The following is a 17989-nucleotide window of genomic DNA, read 5'->3' as shown; positions in this document are numbered from 1 at the left end:
AGAGTCTCGGTCCGCCGCAAGCCACGTCCTGGCCGTTCAGCAGGCCGGCACACCCAGGCCGCGACCAGATCCAGTGAGCTGCACCTCAGCGCCGCGGACCCTTGCATTCGACATTTTCGGACATTCTCTGATATCACTGTACTTCCATACAGCGTATGGAAAGCAGCGGAGAGCCGCCGGACCGGCGGCCTCCATTTCGACTGATGGTCGCCGGCTGTGCCCTCACGAGGGGTGAACTCGCCGATACGGCTTCGACATAGATGGGGCGCACCGCATCACCTGCACAGCAATCGCTGGGTTTGCGGACGACGCCAATACGAAGGAGATAACCATGAGGAAGCTCACGAAGCGCATTTCTCTCGCTGCCGCCTCCGCCGCGGTCGCGGGTGGCGCCGTTCTCGGCGCCGGGGGCACCGCATCGGCCGCGGTTCCCGAGTCTGCGCACGTGCAGCGCCCGGCCGTCAGCGTCAAGGCCGACGACCACCGCGGGGACCGCACTGTCGCCTACCGGCACAACTCCGAGGACTACCGCCGGGACGGAGACCGCGCCCGCCAGCACAGCGACCACTTCACCGACTCGGACCGGTACGACCGCCGCGGTCACTTCTACTACTGGGATGACGAGGACTGCAGCTGGAAGCACGACAGGAACCACCGCTACGACTGGGACCGGAACGACCGCGACTGGGACCGGAACGACCGCGACTCGAACCGGTACGACCGCGACTGGGACCGGTACAACCACGACTCCAAGCGGTATGACCACGACTCGAACCGGTATGACCGCGACTCGGACCGGTCCGACAACGACCGAGGCCGCGACAACCGGTGAGTCAGGCGCCATCGGCACGGGTGGGCTCAGACCGTGCACGTCGCCATGACAACCGCCGGCGGTAGGGAGATGGCCGCTGATCTCGAGATCAGCGACTCCTGACCGCACCCGACAGGTGCAGGCAGGAGGGGCTCAAGGGCACCCTCCTGCCTGCACCTGTTTCATACAACGCACGGAACACCGGCAGATGCGGTCCGGCCACTTCGACGAGGCCGCTGGAGCAGCAGCTCAACAACCGCGGCCTCATCAACCGCCTGCTGGGAGGCGTGATGAAGTCGATCACCAAGCCGTGGCAGATGTATCCGCTCGGCCTGCCGTTCGGCCATGGCTTCGACACCGCCACCGAGGTCGCTCTGCTGGTGCTGGCCGGCTCCGGAGCCGCCTCCGGCCTGCCCTGGTACGCCATCCTCTGCCTGCCGGTCCTTTTCGCGGCCGGCGTGAGCCTGCTGGACACCATCGACGGTTCTTTCATGAACTTCGCCTACGGCTGGGCCTTTTCCAAGCCGGTACGGAAGGTCTACTTCAACCTCACCATCACCGGCCTGTCCGTCGCCGTCGCCGTCGCGCTGATCATCGGCACCGCCGAGCTGCTCGGCCTGCTCGCCGACAAGGCCGGCCTGCACGGCGCGTTCTGGGACTGGATCAGCGGCCTGGGCCTGAACACCATCGGCTTCGTCATCGTCGGCCTTTTCTTCGCCACGTGGGCGGCTGCCCTAGCCGTGTGGAAGCTCGGCCGCATCGAGGAGAAGTGGACCGCCGGGCTGCGCCCCGCCGAGCAGCAGGCCGACTGACCGCGGGGGATGCGTGGCTTTGTCGGTGAGTTACGGTTTCTGACACCGGCCGACGTCGGTCGGTCCGCTACGCGGGCACGGCCGTACGGTTGAGGCGCTGCCGCTGGGAGTCGGTGAGCCGGAGGTCTGCCGCAGCGAGATTTTCCTCCAGATGGGCGAGCGAGGCGGTTCCTGGGATCGGCAGGACGACCGGGGAACGGGCGAGCAGCCAGGCGAGCAGGACCTGGTGGGCGGTGGCGCCGAGTTCGGTGGCGACGGTGGCGAGCGCGGAGGCTTGGCCTGAGTTGGCTGCTGCGGCGACGGGGCGCCAGGGAAGAAAGGCGATGCCAGTGGCCTCGCATGCCTCCAGAACCGACTCGTGGTCTCGGTCGAAGAGGTTGTAGCGGTTCTGTACGCTCGCGATCTCGGCGGTCTGCCGAGCCTCGGCGAGCTGCACAGTGGTGACCTCGGACAGCCCGATGTGCCCGATTTTCCCCTCCAGTTGGAGTTCGCGGAGCGCGCCAACCTGTTCAGCGACCGGAACCTTCGGGTCGATCCGGTGCAGTTGCAGGAGGCCGACGCGCTCGGTCCGGAGCCGGTACAGGCCCTGCTCGACCTGCTCTCGCAGGCTCTCCGGCCGTGCGTCGTACGCCCACCCTTCCGGCCCGGACTGGGTGACCCCAACCTTGGTGGTGATCAGCAAGTCGTCCGGGTATGGACACAGGGCCTCGGCCAGGAGTTCCTCGTTGGCACCCCATCCGTACATGTGGGCGGTGTCGATCAAGGTGACGCCCAGCTCGACGGCGCGCCGGGCTACCGCGATGGCGGCTTCCCGCTCAGGGCCGGGCTCGGCGGCCAGGCGCATGGCACCGAACCCAAGCCGAGTTACCCGGTGTTCGCCTCCGATGGAGAAGGTGCTCGCCGTGCCCGGAGTGTTCGTTGTGCTTGAAGTCATCGGTTTCCCAGCTCGTCGATGCAGAGAAGGTCGACTCGGCCGTAGCGGGCGATCGTCTTGGTCAGCTGCTTCTCGTCGGCGGCCCCGACGAGCTTGGTGGCCAGGACGTGACCCGGTAGCCAGCCATCGCGGCTACGGTACAAGGGGCGATCAGCAGCTGGGACTTACCGGTGCCCGAGTCACCGATGAAAAGGGGCGCCGGCACTCCGAAGAGCACCGGCGCCCACGGCATGGCGCCTCTCACCTACCAGACGGCGGTAGTGCCTCAGGCATAGGCGACGGCGTCCTCGACGGGCACGCGGGGCAGCCGCGGGAACCACGGGTCGGCGCCGGGGTGACCGATGTTGACCACCAGATGCGAACGCCAGCTGGTACCGGCGAAGAACTCCTCGTCCACGCCGGCCCTGTCGAAGCCCGCCATGGGACCGGCCGCCAGCCCCGCCGCGCGCACCGCGAGCAGGAAGACCCCGGTCTGCAGTGCCGAGTTGTAGGCCGCGAGGCTCTCGCGCTTCTCCGTCTGGTCGGCGAACGCCGCTCGCAGCATCTCGCCGCGAGCCGGGAAGACGGTCGGCATCTGCTCGTGGAAGTCGACGTCGTACGCCAGGATCGCCACGGCCGGCGCACTGAGCGTCTTGGCCCTGTTGCCCTCGTCGAGATGCCGGACGAGTCGCTCCTTGCCCTCGCGGGTGCGCACGAAGAGCACCCGCAGAGGCTGGCCGTTGGCGGCGCTCGGCGACCAGCGGGCGAGTTCCCAGATCATGGCGAGTTCGTCGTCGGCAACGGCCACCTCGGCGAAGGTGTTCGCGGTGCGGGCCTCGGTGAACAGCACCTTTCGTCCGGCGTCGTCGAGGACATCGAGGGCCTGCGGTTCGCGGTCGGTCATGCTCATCATTTCTCTCTTACTTCGGTTGTGTGTGGTGCCGGGGCGGGTTGACCGCCCCGGCACCACCCCGTGGGGACGGGGTTTGCGGAGCCGGGCGGGGCGCAAGGACCCAGTGCTGTCAGGTAGGCCTGTGGTCCCCTGACCGACGTCATGTTTGGTGTGTTGACCGCTTGTTCCGTTCCGCGCCCAACCGGGCGAAGTAGGCGATCAGTTCGGGGTTGTCGACCGCCGCGGGGTTCAGGACCTGCTCGGCGGGGGCACCCTGGAGCAGGCGCTTGACGGGAACCTCGAGCTTCTTGCCGGTCTTGGTGTGCGGGAGCGCCGGTACGGCGAGGATCTCGTCGGGGACGTGGCGGGGTGAGGCGCCGGCGCGGATCGCGTCGCGGATCCTGTCGCGCAGGGAATCGTCCAGGCCGACCCCGTCGGCGAGGACCACGAAGAGCGGCATCCAGTAGCCGCCGTCGGATTCCTCCGCGCCGATGACGAGGGCCTCGGTGATCTCGGGGAGATGTTCGACGACGTCGTGGATGTCGGCACTGCCCAGGCGCACGCCGTTGCGGTTGAGGGTGGCGTCGGAGCGGCCGTGGACGATCACCGAGCCGTGCGAGGTGAGCGTGATCCAGTCGCCGTGCCGCCACACACCGGGGTAGGCGCCGAAGTAGGCGTCGCGGTAGCGGCTGCCGTCGGGGTCGTTCCAGAAGTACAGCGGCATGGACGGCATGGGGCGGGTGACGACCAGTTCGCCGACCTGATCGAGGACAGGGGTGCCCGTCGCGTCGTAGGCGGCCAGCGCCACGCCCAGGCTGGGGGCGGACAGCTCCCCCGCCCAGACGGGGGTCGTGGAGGCGCTGCCGGCGAAGCCGGAGACGATGTCCGTGCCGCCGCTGGTGGAGGCCAGCTGGACGCCGGCGCCCACATGGTCGCGTACCCAGGGGTAGGCGGATGCGGGCAGAGCGGAGCCGGTGCAGCCGACGACGCGGATGGCCGACAGGTCGTGCACGGAGGGTTCGATGCCCAGCTTGGCCATGGCCAGCAGGTACTGAGGACTGGTGCCGAAGACGGTGACCCTGTGACGGGCCGCCAGCTCCCACAGGACGTCCGGACGCGCCTGCGGTGCCGGGCTGCCGTCGTAGGTGCAGGTGGTGGCACCGGTCAGCAGGGTGGAGACGACCAGGTTCCACATCATCCAGTGGGTGGTGGTGTACCACAGCAGGCGGTCCCCGGTGCCCAGATCGGTGTGCAGGCCGAGCATCTTGAGGTGTTCGAGCAGGACCCCGCCGTGCCCGTGGACGATGCCCTTGGGCAGGCCGGTGGTGCCGGAGGAGAAGACGACCCACAGAGGGTGGTCGAACGGCACCGGGGCGATGGTGAGGTACTCGACGCGGGTGGCCGCGTCCTCCCAGGGCACCATCAGCCCCGAGTCCCCGCCCTCGGGCCAGGCAAGGCCCACGTGGTCCACGAGCACGGTGGCCTTCACCGTCGGCAGGGCGGCGGCGAGTTCGAGCGAGGCGGCGCGGCGGTCGTGGGTGGTGCCGTTGAACAGGTAGCCGTCCGCGGTGATGAGCACTGTGGGCTCGAGCTGGGCAAAACGGTCGGCGGCGGCCTTGGGCGCGTAGTCCTGGCCGCACACCGACCACACCGCGCCCAGGCTTGCGGTGGCAAGGAAGGCGACGATGGCGTGGGGGGTGTTGGGCAGATAGCCCACCACCCGGTCGCCCTGTCCGACGCCCAGGTCGCGCAGGCTGGCAGCGACGGAGGCGACCCGGGCGCGCAGCTCCCGCCCCGTGATCTCGTAGCCGGCTCCGGTCTCGTCCAGGGCCGTGATCGCGGGAGCGTCCGGCTGCAGATTGCGCAGCGCGTGATGGGCGTAGTTGAGGGTGGCGCCGGGGAACCAGCGGGCGCCGGGCATGGACTCCTCGGCCAGCACCCCCTCGTACGGAGTTGTCGCTTCGATGTCGAAGTACTCCCACACCGCGGCCCAGAACCCTTCGAGGTCGGTGACGGACCACTGGTGCAAGGCACGGTAGTCCGTGGGGTCCTGGATCCCTTCGGCGCCCCGGTGCCGGGCCGCCCATCGGGCGAAGTCCGCGATGCGGCTGTGGGCGGCCGACTTCGGGTCGGGGGTGAAGAAGGGGTCCGCATACGGCGCGGGGTGCGGGGCGGTCATGGTGTGGTGCTCCTCGTCAGGCGGGCCGGGCGTCGGCGATACGGCGGGCCGTGTGCAGCAGGGGGGCCCAGGCGACGGTGTCCGTGAAGTCGCCGGTGCCGGCCGGGACGGTGTCCGTCACGACGCGGTCGGGGCGCAGCAGGACGGCGTCGGCACGGCCGCGTGCCAGCCAGCCGGCCAGGGTGCCGTCGTCGCCCAGGTCGTCGACGTGGATCGTCTGGGCGCCCAGTGCCGTGGCCACGGCCGTCATCTGCGCCGTGGGCGGCACAGCGGTCAGGACGGCGAAGGAGTCCCCGAGGACGTCATCGAGGCGCACTCGCCTGCCGTCATGCCGTACCCAGGGCTGCGGGCAGAAGGTGCCGGCCAGCACGCGGCCGGTCAGCCTGGGACGGCGCCGTACGAGTGGACCGGCGCTCAGGGCGGGGCTGAGGTCGCGGCTCACCGCCGCGGTCACGCCGGGGATGCGACAGACCGCGCCCACCACGGCCCGGCGGAAGGCCGCACCGCGGTCCTGTCCACCGGTCATGGCCCAGCCGACGGCGACCGCGACGCGGATCACATGGCGGACGTGCGGCTTGCGCTCGCGTTCGTAGGTGTCCAGCAGCCCCTCGGGTGCGCCCTGTTGGAGGACGCGGGCGAGTTTCCAGGTGAGGTTGTTGGCGTCGCGCAGGCCGGAGCACAGACCCTGCCCGACGAAGGGCGGGGTGAGGTGGGCGGCGTCGCCCAGCAGGAAGACGCGCCCCCTGCGCCACCGGTCGGCGAGACGGGCCTGGAAGGTGTACTGCGCCTGCCGTATCACCTCGAAGTCGTCGCCCTGCGAGGCCGGCAGGTCCACCCAGGGGGCGACCAGCTCGCGCAGGCGCTCCCATCCGTCCGGGCCGTCCAGGTTCTCGTCGTCGGCCAGCCGGAACTCCCAGCGGTAGCGGTCCTCGCTGATGCGCATGAAGGTGGCCGGCCGGGTGGGGCAGCAGATCTGCTCGGCGCCTTCCCAGGTACGCACCGGGCGGCTGGTGCGCACGTCGATGACCCGCCAGCTCTCCTGGAAGTGCAGGTCCTCGAAGTCGGTGCCGATGGCGTCCCGGGTGAGACTGCCCGCACCGTCGCAGCCGAGGACGGCATCGGCCCACAGGTGCTCCTCCTCGTCGCTGCCGTCGCGCCGGAAGGTGACCCGGACCGGACCCGTCGGATCGTCGGGTGCGTCGGTGTTCTGCGTGTCGGACTGGGTGACGGACACGACCTCCACCCCGCTCCACAGCTCGCACTCCGGGCGGCGCGCCAAGGCGTCACGCAGCAGGCGTTCCAGCTCGGGCTGGTTGAACATGCTCAGCTGCGGGAAGCCGTGGAGTCCCTGCAAAGACCGCGGGAATTCGGTGATCACGCGGCGCCGGGCGTCAAGCAGCCGCAGCCCGGGCGCCGGACGGGCGAGGGCGGCGAACTCCTCGTGCACACCGACGCTCTGCAGGAGCCGGCGGATCTCGTCGTCCACGACGACGGCGCGCGGCAGGGGGTAGATGTCCCGGTGGCGTTCGAGGAGCAAGCTGGGCACTCCGTGCCGGGCGAGCAGGAGGGCGGCGGTGACCCCGACGGGTCCCGCACCGATGATCACCACCGGTCTCCGGGATGCGGCCTTCATACTGCGTCCGTAACGGGGGTCCGCTGCTCACCGAGGTCGATGCGTCCGTCCGGGGTGGCGATCGTGGCGGTGATGAGGTCACCGCTGTGCAGGTACTTGGGGTTCTTGGCCTGGCCCTTGAAGAACGCCTTCCACTTCAGTGCGGGCGGCAGCAGCGCACCGATCTTCTCGGCCGCCTTGGGCGGGGCCTTCAGGGCTGTACCGCCGGGAGTGCCGGTCAGCAGCAGGTCGCCCGGGTCGAGGGTCTGGAAGCGGGCGAGCAGGGTGAGCGCCTGTGCGGGCCGCACGATCATGTCGGCCAGCGTGCGGTCCTGGCGCGACACGCCGTTGACCGACAGCCGCAGCCGCAGGTTCAGCAGATGGGCGAAGTCCTCGGGCTCCAGCAGGGTCAGGTACGGACCCGTCGGGGTGAAGGTCGGATAGGACTTGCTCTCGTAGAACTGGGTCTTGGTCAGCTGGACGTCGCGGGCGCTGACGTCGTTGGTCAGGACGAGGCCGGCGACGTAGCGCGGCAGGTCCTGCTCCTCGACGACGGCGCCCACGGGCAGGGTCGCGCCCATGACCAGGCCGAGTTCCACCTCGTAGTCGAGGAACTTCACGTGCGCGGGGCGGATGATCGTGTCATGGGGGCCGCTGACCGAGCCGGACGCCTTACGGAAGAAGGTGGGCGGGATGTCGCCGGTGAAGCCCGAATCATTGGCGTGGCTGCGGTAGTTGACCATCTGGGCGACCACCCGGCACGGGGTGGTGACCGGAGGCAGGGCCACCAGGTCGGCGACGGGCGTGCCGCTCTCGGCGGAGGCGGCGGCCTCGCGGACCGCGCCCCGGTCGGCGAGCAGCTCGGCGGTGGTGACCGCCTTGGTCTCGACGCGGACGGCGCGCTCGTCCCGGATGACCCACCAGCCCTCGGTGGTGCGCAGAACATTGGTGCTCATGAGCTCATCGCTTTCATCAGGCCCAGCAGGCGTGCGGGGTCGAGTTCGTTGTCGCCACGCAGGGCCGTCATGACCTCTCGCAGCTTGGCGGGGGACGGGCTGGTGCCCAGGAAGTCGCGGGTGACGGGCGGGCCCCACTGGGCCAGGCCGCTCGCCGACATCGGCGCCCAGCCGGGCTCCAGGTCGCAGGAGAACAGGTCGCCGTCGGCGAAGTGCTCCAGCATGAAGTGGTCGGGGTCGCGCCAGTAGTCGAACAGCTGACTGCCCTGGATGTGCCGGCCGATGCCCCAGCTGCGCTTGTAGCCGCGCTCGGCCAGGTACTCCCCACCGGCGGCGATCGTGTCGAGGTCGGTGACCTGGTAGGCCGAGTGGACGTAGCCGGTACCGGGCCCCAGGTGCAGGGCCAGCGTGTGGTGATCGACGGCCACGCTCCCCTGGTCGCACCGGATGAACGCCATCGTCGGCCCGCGCCCTCGCTGCCCGTCCAGGAACAGGAAGTCGGACACGATCATCCCGAGGGTGTCCAGGTACCAGTCCAGGGTGCGGGCGAACACGCGTGTCTCCAGCACCACATGGCCCAGCCGCTGGATTCGGGACGGCTCACGGGACGGACGCTGGGTGGCGTTCGTACGACGGTGATCGGTACCGAAGTTGAGGATCAGCGGCTCCTGCTCGGGCAGGGCGGGCAGCTGCTCGGCGCAGTACACGACCCGGACCGGCAGGCCCGAGGGATCGAGCAGGGCGACCGACTGCCCGCCGCCCGGTACGCCGATGTCCCGGACGGTACTGCCGGTGGCGCTGGCCAGCCGGTCCAGGTCGGCTCGCTCGGCCGCGCGGAACGCCGGCCCGATGAACCGGGACGCACGCCCCCGCCGGATGACCATGCAAGGTGAGCCCGCGAAGGTGCCGCGCAGCCACAGCTCCCCCTCGGTGCGGGCGGCGACCGCGAACCCGAAGTCACGCGCGAAGACCTCGGCCCGGTCCAGGTCCGGCTTCTCGAACTCGAGCCAGGCCAGGTCCGCCGCCTTGATCACGGGATTCCGGGAACGTCCGGGGTGCTCGCCGCGCAGGGCCCCCTGTTCACTGTGGAGGTCTTGGTGGGGCGTCTGGGGAGCGGCCCTGTTAACGGGGGTGTGGGACATGGTGTCCTCCAAGCAACACTGCTGTAATGAGGAAATCATCAACTTTGCCGTTACCCATCGTCAATAGGGTGGACCCAAATAATTGATAATCTCATCAGTAATGGAGGACTCATCGCAGCGGTTGTTACACTCGCCGTATGCCGACGTCAGCCCCGCCCAAGAACCGCTTCGAGAGGCGCCGTGCCGAGACCCGCCAGGCGCTCGTCCGTGCGGCCCGGCAGATCCTCGCGGAGACCGGGGACACCAGCGCCAGCATCCAGGCCATCGCCGAGCGCGCGGACGTCGGTTTCGGCTCCTTCTACAACCACTTCGAGTCCAAGACGGAGCTGTTCGACGCCGCGGTGACAGACGCCCTGGACGAGTTCGGGCAGGTCATAGACGAGCGCGTACAAGGAATCGACGACCCGGCCGAGCTCGTCGCCGCGGGCTTCCGGCTCACCGCCCGCATGGCCAACTCCCACCCTGAACTCATGCGGATCCTGCGGGACCGCGGGCTGGCCCAGATCCACACCGACCGGGGCCTCGCCCCTCGAGCCCTGCGCGACCTGGAGATCGGCATCGCCTCGGGCCGCTTCACCTGCACCAACCCGACCACCGCCCTGTCCGCCCTCGGCGGGACCCTGCTGTCCCTCGTGGCCCTGCGGCTGGCCCGCCCCGACCTCGACGGGGACGAGGCCGCCTCCGACCTGGCCGAGATGGTCCTGCGCATGCTCGGCGTCCCACCGGACGACGCCCATCAGGTGACCCGGCGGCCACTGCCCGACCTCGACTGACCCGAGCACCGGCTGCGCCAGGCCCCGTGGACACCGGAAAGCCGTGGGCGCCTCCGCCGGTGGCCGCGCGGACCCTTGCCCTCGACCACGCCCAGCCCGTGAGACCGGATTCCTCCCGGACACCGCGCAGCCAGATGCGGCCGGCTGAGGCTTCGCGGTCCACCAGGACGGCGTAACGTCCTCAGTGTGGACTTCACCGCGGACAGTCTTCTGTCCCGTGCCGCACATGAACTCAGCCCGCGAGCGGACGAGCTGATCCACGACGTAGAGCAATGCCTGCGGCACGAGGTCCCCGAACTGTGGGACGAACCCGACATCGCACAGATGACGAGGGAGAACGTCGCCGAGCACGTCGTCGCCCTGCTTTTCGGCATCGAGCACGACATCGAGCCAAGGCGGATCGATCCGCCGGCCGCCGACGCAGAGCGCGCGCGTCGGCTGGCTCAGCGCGGGAAGCCGGTCACAGCGATGCTGCGCGCCTTCCGGCTCGCGCAGGGCCTCGTCCTCGACCGGCTGCTCGAAGAGCTGCCCCGGCTCACCAGCGATGCCGAGCCGATCAACGCGGCGACACGCAAGCTGATCGCACTGGCGACCGAGTACATGGACCGCATATCCGAGACGGGCGTCCTGGCCTTCCAGGACGAGCGGGATCGCCGGGTGCAGTGGCGGCTGTCGGTGGTGAACGAGGCGAGCGTACGCGTCGGAACGACCCTGGACATCGCCCGCACCGCCCAGGAGTTGGCGGACCTGGCCACGGAGCACTTCGCCGACGCCGTCACCGTCGACCTCCTCGAAACGCCTTCCGGAGACGAGCCTCCCGCGAAGGGCACACTCGTGGTCCGCCGGGTCGCCCAGCAGTCGGTGACGGACGGTTACCCCGAGACGACGAACCCGGAAGCGATCTACGGGGAATCGTCGGTTGCGCCGCAGCAGGTCCACAGGTATCCGGACGGATCACCACCGGCTCGCGCCCTGGTCACCGGCCGACCCTCACGGCACCACCTCGGCCCGTCCGCATCGATGCTGCTGGTACCGCTGTGCGCCCGTGGCACCACGCTGGGTGTCGCCCAGTTCTTCCGTCACCACAAGCCCGGTGCGTACGGGGACGAGGAACTGCTCCTCGCCCAGGAGATCGCGGCCAGGGCGGCGGTGGCCATCGACAACGCCCGCCGATACACGCACGCGCGCGCCACCGCCCTCGCCCTCCAGCGCAGTCTCCTCCCGCGCGGTACACCCGTGCAGTCCGCCGTGGAGGTCGCCTGCCGCTACCTGCCTGCTGCCGCCCAGCTCGGTGTGGGCGGCGACTGGTACGACGTCATCCCGCTGTCCGGTGCCCGGGTCGCCCTCGTGGTGGGCGACGTGGTCGGGCACGGCATCCACGCCGCCGCCACCATGGGCCGACTGCGGACCGCCGTACGCACCCTCGCCGACATCGACCTGCCGCCCGACGAACTCCTCACCCACCTGGACGACGTCGTCATCCGCCTGTCCGCCGAAGTCTCTGCCCAAACGGACACCGAATCCGCGGGGGACATAGGGGCCACCTGCCTGTACACCGTCTACGATCCCGTCGCCGGCCGCTGCACCCTCGCCCGCGCGGGCCACGTCCTGCCCGTCGTGATGACCCGGGACGGAATCGCCGACATCCTCGAGCTGCCCGCCGGCCCGCCACTCGGCCTGGGCGGCCTGCCGTTCGAGGCGGCGGAGATCGACCTGCCCGAGGGCAGCCTCCTCGCCCTCTACACCGACGGCCTGATCGAGGCCTGCGACCACGACATCGAGGCGGGTCTCACCCTGCTCCGCCAGGCCCTCGCCCAGCCTGTTCCCTCCCTGGAGGCCGCCTGCGACACCGTCCTCGAAGCGCTGCTGCCCGCAGACCGACCGCACGACGACGTGGCACTCCTCCTGGCCCGCACCCACACCCTCGGGGACCGTCAGGTCGCCACGTGGGACGTGGGTGCCGACCCGGCCGAGGTCGCCCGGGCCAGAGCGAGCGTCTCCCAGCAGCTGACCACCTGGGGACTGGAGGAACTCGATTTCACCACCGAACTGGTCGTCAGCGAACTGGTCACCAACGCCATCCGCTACGGCCGGCCTCCCATCCAGCTGCGTCTCATCCACGATCGCACCCTCATGTGCGAAGTCGCGGATGCCGGCAGCACGACTCCGCACCTGCGCCGGGCCCGTGTCTTCGACGAGGGCGGGCGAGGTCTGTTCCTCGTCGCCCAACTCACCGAGCACTGGGGGACGCGGCATGCCCGACGTGGCAAGACGGTCTGGGCGGAGTGCGCCCTGGGCGCGCCGGAGCTCTTCTCGGACGCGGCAGCGCTGGAGGTGGAGGGTATTCCTGGGGTCGTATGAGCACCATCTCACCCGGGTCGCCGGCCACCTCGCCTCCGCCTTCCACGCCCGGGCCCGCAGCGGCACCATCCGCCGCCTGATCCACATCCCGGCCCGGATCGCCACCGGAGCCCGCCGCTTCACTCTGCACCTGCCTCAACGCTGGCCCTGGGCGGACGACTTCGCCGCCCTGTGGACAGCGACAGGACACCGCATGCGCACCTGACCCGGGCGACCGTCCCTGTCCGCCCACGACCCGAAAGAACTCGGAGACCCCGCACCGGACGGCCACCCGGCTCTCACCGCTGCCCGCACACCGAAAGATCACCCTGAACCGCCTGAATACGGTCAACAGAATTCACACGGTGGATCCAGGCTGAAGGTAGGACAGCCTTCAGCTGATGGCCGACGTGCCGGTTGGCGAGGCAGCCGCCATTTCGAGCGCTACGCGCACTTCCAGTGAGCTGACTGCTGTGGTGGTCACGGGCAGCAGTTCCTCCGCGCGTTTGACGCGGTAAGTGACGGTGTTGCGGGCAATGTGCAGGCGTTCGGCCGCGGTGCGGGGGCTGCGTTCCTCGGCGAGGTAGATGCGCAGGGTTTCGCGCAGCTCATGCAGGCGGGCTCCCTCGGAGGCCAGCGGCCCGAGGACCTCCTGTACGAACCAGCGTGCGTGTTCGGAGTCAGCCGTGACGAGGGCTGCCAGGCGGATGTCCCGGTAGTCGCAGAGCCAGGAGCCCGAAGCGTGCAAGGCCATCCGTTGTGCCTGCAACGCCCCCAGATGGCTGCGGCGCATGCCGTGGGGCCCTGGTGCGGGCGGGCCGAGAGCCGCACGCACCCCTGCCGGCTCGGGCAGGGAGCTGCGCAGGTGTCGGATGTGGTCTTCGGCGGTCTCGCCGCTGACGGCGAACCATACCCACACATTGTTGTCGTGGGCCGGGATGACGAGCGTCCTGGCCGCTTCCAGGGCGCGGGCCATGGTCGAGGCCACGTGGTGCAGCCGTTCTGCGGCGGGCGCGGAGATGGCAGTGTCGTCGCCCCACAGCACCGCGGCCACGTGCGTGCTTGACAGGTCGTACCGCAGACGCAGGGCGGCGGCTTCCCGGTCGACCGGGCGGGCGGCCAGCAGTTCGTCGATGACGGCGCGGCGGGCGGCTTCGTCACTGCCGCGCCAGCGGTCCCGTTCGGCGATGTATTCCTCGGCCATGGCGCTCGAATGGGCGTCGACGTAGGTGAACATCAGGTCGTCGATCCGGCGCAGCTCGGCCAGGCGCTGGTCGGCCGGGACGTGCTCCTCGACTCCTGCTGCCAGGCGGTGCGCCAGCTGCGCGTGCCCGAGCCGCACTCCCCGCAGGACGAGCTCCAGCGGGATTCCGCGGCGTGCAAACTCCCGGCATCCTTCCAGCGCATCCTCGGCGAGGGTGGGGATGGGCCGGCTGAAGTCGGACGCCATCAAGTGCAGGCCGGTCAGCACCGCGGACTGGGTCACACGTCGCAGGGTGGTCCCGGCAGTGGGACCGCCACCGTGCTCGGGCACCTTCCTGAAAACCTCCTCTGCGATGGCGTCGGCGCTCTGGAGCGCCCACTCGACCGCGGCCGCGCCAAGCTCCGTGCGTGCCGCGGCCAGCTCCACCGGCGACAGGACGGGCTCGGTCAGGCGGCCGGGATCCGGCCGCAACCACTGGAGCCACTGTCCCGTCACGCTTCCCGTCCCTCCGTCGCCGGGGAGGCGCGCGAGCGGGCCGCTCGCTGCTGCCACCCAGGTCAGGGGACCATATCTTCCCCGGAGAGTCGAGCAGCCGCGGACCCCGCCGCTGACGAGCGCCGCCGTGCGGCCGACGGCGTGCTGCCCGGCCGGGACGGTCGCACCGTTCACCGGCCGGGCTGGTTCACTCCGCGCGTCGGCACGGCGCAGCGCGGTGAGCGCCGGCCGTGTCACGCGTCGCTGTGCTCAGCGAGGCCGGCCATGGGCACCGGCTGTGGCGCCGGTGGCTCAAGCGGTGACCTCCGGGGCGGGGACCGCCGTGAGCCGGCCGCGCAGCGCAGCCACCAGACGCGGGATGTCGGCCGCACTCTTGGCGCCGCCGAAGATGTAGAAGTCGGGGCGCACCAGCATGGCCTCAAGGCCGGTACGGGCCAGGTCGGCCAGGTAGGTGTGGTCGAGATCGACGACGACGTCGGGGCCGTTCGCCGCCGGGTCGTCGGTGATCCTCAGCAGGCGGAGCCCGACCTCTTCACACCAGGCCAGGGTGTCCTCGTCGAGCCCGTCACGCGGATCACCGGTGGTGAGCAGGGTGAGCCCGATGCCGACGGTTTCGTCGAACAGGCCGGTACGGTCCCCGAACCGCACCCATCCCTGCCGGCTGAGCTGCCCGGTCGGCTCCGCCGTGGCGCCGGTGCAGTCGCGGTCCAGCAGTCCGCCGGTGAAGGTCACCAGGAACTGATCTCCTTGTGGTACGCGGCCTGCCTGCTGGTCGGCGATCATGCGGGCGTCGCGCTCGGCGGCCGCGGCCGGGTCCGGCTCGCAGATGACCCTCCCCAGGCCCACAGACTTCTCGATCGCATGCTGCAGATGCTGGCATCGCTCGGTGGTGTAGGTGTCCAGCAGACTGTCCTCGGCTTTCCCGGACAGCACCAGGTCGAGCTTCCAGCTCAGGTTGATGGCGTCACGCAGGCCCGAGCACAGGCCCTGCCCGGCGAACGGCGGCATTTGGTGGGCCGCGTCCCCGGCCAGCAGCAGCCGGCCGTCGCGCCAGGAGTCCGCCCAGCGTGCCTGGAAGGTGTAGACAGTTTGCCGCTCCAGGGTGGCGTTGTCCGGGTGCAGGTTCCACGGCTCGAGCAACTTCCAGGCGGTCTCGGCCTGGTGGAGCTCGGCGATGGACTCGCCGGGCAGGCGCATGAACTCCCAGCGGCGGCGGCCCGGGCCGCCGACCACCGCCGTGGTCGGCCGGGCCGGATCGCAGAGCTGCAGGTTCCGTGGCGTCCACTCGCGGTCCCGGTCATGGGGGATGACGTCGAGGACCAGCCAGTCGAACTCGAAGCCGAGGTCGGTGACCGAGGTGCGCATGCACGAGCGGATGAAGCTGTTGGCGCCGTCGCAGCCGACGACGTACGCGGCCTGGAGGGTACGCTGCGCGCGTTCTCCGTCACGGAGCAAGGGCGCGTCTCCGGTGCTCTCCGCCACTGTGACCTCCACCGCCGTGGAGCCCGCCTGGACGCCGACGGCTTCCCAGCCGCGCAGGATGTCGATCTCCGGCAGCGACCGGACGCGCTCGTTCAGGGCCGCTTCCAGGGTGGGCTGGTTGAACGCGCTCAGGTTGGGCCAGCCGGAGTAGCTGCCGTCCGAGAAGTCGTAACGGAGGAGTTGCTGACCCTCGCCGTTGCGCCACTCGTAGTCCACAGCGGGTTCACTGACAGCGGCCATGTCCAGCCCCAGGGACGCCAGGATGCGGCCGGCCTCATGGTCGAAGACGACCGCGCGCGGCAGCGGGTAGTGCTGCGGCCAGCGTTCGACGATGCCGACCCGCCGGCCTCGGGTGGCCAGCTGGATCGCCGTGGCCAGCCCGACCGGACCGGCGCCGACGACCAGCACGTCGTAGGCCCCCGCGGCGGGGCCCTTGGTAGGGGTGCTCATAACGCGCCTGCGTTCCTTTCGTTCGCTCAGCCGGCGTCGTGCGCGCCGGTCATCATTGCGGCGAGGTCCTCGGGTCGGAGGAAGGACGGCGGTACCGGCGGGCCCCAGTTGTACAGGGCGACGCGGGCGTCCTCCCATATCCCGGGCGTCCACAGCTGGTCGTCGACGATGCAGTCCATGTCGGAGTAGTACTCGGAGAAGTTGCCGGCCGGGTCCTTGAGGTACCAGAAGAAGTTCGACCCCAGCTGGTGGCGGCCCAGACCCCACACATGGCGCTCGGGGTGGCCTTCCAGCATCCGGGTGGCGCCGCGTCCGACCTCGTCCACGTCGTCCACCTGCCAGGAGGTGTGGTGGAGGAAGGAGATGGGGGCCTGCTGGACGAGGACGTTGTGGTGGTCGGTGGAGCAGCGCAGGAACGCCGCGCCCGGTGCCTGGTCGCTGACCTTGAAGCCGAGCCCTTCGGTGAAGAAGCGCTGGGAAGCCTCCTGGTTGGTGGAGCCCAGGACGACGTGTCCCAGGCGGCGGACGCGCACCGGCCCCTCACGCAGTACGCCGGGGGCACGCTCGCCGGTCCGCTCGATCCGCCCGGGAGCGTTGTTCGGCATCCGCGCGGCTGCGGGCTGCACGATGCGCGGCTGCACCTCGACGGTCACCGTCACCTCGGTGCCCGGGTCGACCGCGCGCAGGCGGTGGGATTCCCGGACGAACGGCACCTCGAGCCGGTCCAGGGCCGAGCCGATCCGGCCGAGGTCGTCGGGGTCGTCGGCGCTCAGGGTGAGCTCTTCCAGGCGGCGCCGCGCCGCGTGAACGATCTTGAGCTGTTCGCCGCCGTCGGCAGTGGCGAATCGGCCGTCGCCGAGGTCCGTCAGCCCGAAATCGGCGTAGTAGGCCGAGGTGTCGGCCACATTGGGCACCCCGATCGTGATGTGCGCCACGCGGTGCAGGGCCATGGCAGTCTCCTCCAAGAGCTTCAGTGTGCGGGTGGTGTACGCAGGAAGGTGCGGAAGCCGCGCGTCAGACGGCCTGCGGGCCTTCGGGGTAGCTGGGGCCGGCGACCAGCGGATTGCGCAGCTCACCGATGCCGTCGATCCAGCTGCGCAGTTCCTCGCCGGGGGCCAGGAAGCGGCGCGGGTCCCGGGTACCGCCCACGCCTGCCGGTGTGCCGGTGAAGATCAGGTCGCCGGGCAGCAGCGGGCAGATCGACGACATCCAGGCGATCTGCTGGGACACCGAGAAGATCAGCTGGGACGTGCGCGAGTCCTGCATGGTCTCGCCGTCGATCGCGCAGCCGAGCGCGAGGTCGTCGGGGTTGTCGAACTCATCCGGGGTGACCAGCACCGGCCCGGTCGGGCTGAAGCCGGGGAACGACTTGCCAAGGGAGAACTGGGGCGCCGGTCCCGACAACTGGATGCCGCGCTCGGACAGGTCCTGGCCGAGCGTGAGGCCGGCCACGTACTGCCAAGCGTCCGAGACGGCGACCTGGGACGCCTCACGACCGATCACCGCTACCAGCTCGACCTCCCAGTCGACCAAGGCACTCGGCAGCGAGACCGTGTCGTACGGCCCGGTCAGGGACGTGGGGAACTTGGTGAAGACAGCGGGACGCTCCGGTACGGCGACCCCCGACTCCGCCACGTGGTCGGCGTAGTTCAGCCCGACCGCGAAGACCTGCCGCGGGCGCGGAACCGGCGCGCCCAGCTGCCGCTCCTCCAAGGGCGTCCGCTCGTGGCCGGTCGCGGCCGCGGACCGGGCCCAGTCGCGGAACTCGGCCCAGCGGTCGAAGACTGCCTGCGGGTCCGAGGAGAACAGCCCGTCACTGGCCGTCTCCACGTCCACCACACCGTCGTCGAGGACGAGCACCAGACGGCCGTTCAGATTGGCTGTGCGCATGGCACAACACCTCCATGACAATAAAGGGGAAAGGGGAA

The 17989-nt window shown here is 70.2% G+C and carries 13 protein-coding genes and 3 pseudogenes; 5 read left to right on the top strand and 11 right to left on the bottom strand.

The genetic code is table 11. The annotated features are described in order from the left end of the window. Positions 1–331 precede the first annotated feature (331 nt). Entirely contained in the window at positions 332–832 is a 501-nt protein-coding gene (locus tag AB5J53_RS44135; RefSeq protein WP_369251205.1) for a hypothetical protein, read from the top strand. A 181-nt stretch (positions 833–1013) separates the two neighbouring features. After that, positions 1014–1623, top strand: a pseudogene (locus AB5J53_RS44130) (HoxN/HupN/NixA family nickel/cobalt transporter); the annotation flags it as partial. Between the two features lie 67 nt (positions 1624–1690). On the opposite strand, the gene AB5J53_RS44125 reads toward AB5J53_RS44130, so the two are convergent. The 7 genes and pseudogenes from AB5J53_RS44125 to AB5J53_RS44095 all read right to left on the bottom strand — a co-directional run bounded on the left by AB5J53_RS44125 (position 1691) and on the right by AB5J53_RS44095 (position 9317). Continuing rightward, complete coding sequence (locus tag AB5J53_RS44125; protein WP_369251204.1) at positions 1691–2557, bottom strand: aldo/keto reductase; 867 nt, start codon at positions 2555–2557, stop codon at positions 1691–1693. A 5-nt stretch (positions 2558–2562) separates the two neighbouring features. Then, positions 2563–2744: pseudogene (locus AB5J53_RS44120) on the bottom strand (AAA family ATPase); the annotation flags it as partial. 78 nt (positions 2745–2822) lie between these two features. Then, positions 2823–3440, bottom strand: coding sequence for a malonic semialdehyde reductase (locus AB5J53_RS44115; protein ID WP_369251203.1), 618 nt, complete (start codon positions 3438–3440; stop codon positions 2823–2825). A gap of 148 nt (positions 3441–3588) precedes the next feature. Beyond that, a complete protein-coding gene (locus AB5J53_RS44110) occupies positions 3589–5607 on the bottom strand; it encodes an acetoacetate--CoA ligase (RefSeq protein ID WP_369251202.1) in 2019 nt (672 codons plus the stop codon). A 16-nt stretch (positions 5608–5623) separates the two neighbouring features. Then, positions 5624–7240 carry a bifunctional 3-(3-hydroxy-phenyl)propionate/3-hydroxycinnamic acid hydroxylase gene (locus AB5J53_RS44105; protein WP_369251201.1) on the bottom strand — a complete coding sequence of 539 codons (1617 nt, stop codon included), beginning with the start codon at positions 7238–7240 and terminating at the stop codon, positions 5624–5626. Continuing rightward, positions 7237–8175 (bottom strand): fumarylacetoacetate hydrolase family protein, encoded by a 939-nt coding sequence (locus tag AB5J53_RS44100; RefSeq protein WP_369251200.1) that lies wholly within the window; start codon positions 8173–8175, stop codon positions 7237–7239. The genes AB5J53_RS44105 and AB5J53_RS44100 overlap by 4 nt, the downstream gene beginning before the upstream one ends. Continuing rightward, positions 8172–9317 carry a VOC family protein gene (locus tag AB5J53_RS44095; RefSeq protein WP_369251199.1) on the bottom strand — a complete coding sequence of 382 codons (1146 nt, stop codon included), beginning with the start codon at positions 9315–9317 and terminating at the stop codon, positions 8172–8174. Before AB5J53_RS44095 ends, AB5J53_RS44100 begins: the two co-directional genes overlap by 4 nt. A 137-nt stretch (positions 9318–9454) precedes the next feature. On the opposite strand from AB5J53_RS44095, the gene AB5J53_RS44090 reads away from it, so the two are divergent. The 3 genes and pseudogenes from AB5J53_RS44090 to AB5J53_RS44080 all read left to right on the top strand — a co-directional run. Further along, positions 9455–10090, top strand: a complete 636-nt coding sequence (locus AB5J53_RS44090; protein WP_369251198.1) for a TetR/AcrR family transcriptional regulator — start codon at positions 9455–9457, stop codon at positions 10088–10090. Between the two features lie 186 nt (positions 10091–10276). Then, positions 10277–12451: a SpoIIE family protein phosphatase gene (locus tag AB5J53_RS44085; protein WP_369251197.1), complete on the top strand. Its 2175-nt coding sequence runs from the start codon at positions 10277–10279 to the stop codon at positions 12449–12451. A gap of 49 nt (positions 12452–12500) precedes the next feature. Next, a pseudogene (locus tag AB5J53_RS44080) lies at positions 12501–12656 on the top strand (IS1380 family transposase); the annotation flags it as partial. A 168-nt stretch (positions 12657–12824) separates the two neighbouring features. On the opposite strand, the gene AB5J53_RS44075 reads toward AB5J53_RS44080, so the two are convergent. The 4 genes from AB5J53_RS44075 to AB5J53_RS44060 all read right to left on the bottom strand — a co-directional run bounded on the left by AB5J53_RS44075 (position 12825) and on the right by AB5J53_RS44060 (position 17951). Next, positions 12825–14129 carry a PucR family transcriptional regulator gene (locus AB5J53_RS44075; protein ID WP_369251196.1) on the bottom strand — a complete coding sequence of 435 codons (1305 nt, stop codon included), beginning with the start codon at positions 14127–14129 and terminating at the stop codon, positions 12825–12827. Positions 14130–14420: 291 nt separating this feature from the next. After that, positions 14421–16061, bottom strand: a complete 1641-nt coding sequence (locus tag AB5J53_RS44070; RefSeq protein WP_369251195.1) for a bifunctional 3-(3-hydroxy-phenyl)propionate/3-hydroxycinnamic acid hydroxylase — start codon at positions 16059–16061, stop codon at positions 14421–14423. Between the two features lie 26 nt (positions 16062–16087). Beyond that, positions 16088–17011 carry a VOC family protein gene (locus tag AB5J53_RS44065; RefSeq protein ID WP_369251194.1) on the bottom strand — a complete coding sequence of 308 codons (924 nt, stop codon included), beginning with the start codon at positions 17009–17011 and terminating at the stop codon, positions 16088–16090. Between the two features lie 64 nt (positions 17012–17075). After that, a complete protein-coding gene (locus tag AB5J53_RS44060; RefSeq protein ID WP_369251193.1) occupies positions 17076–17951 on the bottom strand; it encodes a fumarylacetoacetate hydrolase family protein in 876 nt (291 codons plus the stop codon). Positions 17952–17989: the final 38 nt, after the last annotated feature.

This window comes from Streptomyces sp. R41 (assembly GCF_041053055.1).
GTDB lineage: Bacteria > Actinomycetota > Actinomycetes > Streptomycetales > Streptomycetaceae > Streptomyces.
This window is presented reverse-complemented; position numbering and strand designations above follow the sequence as displayed.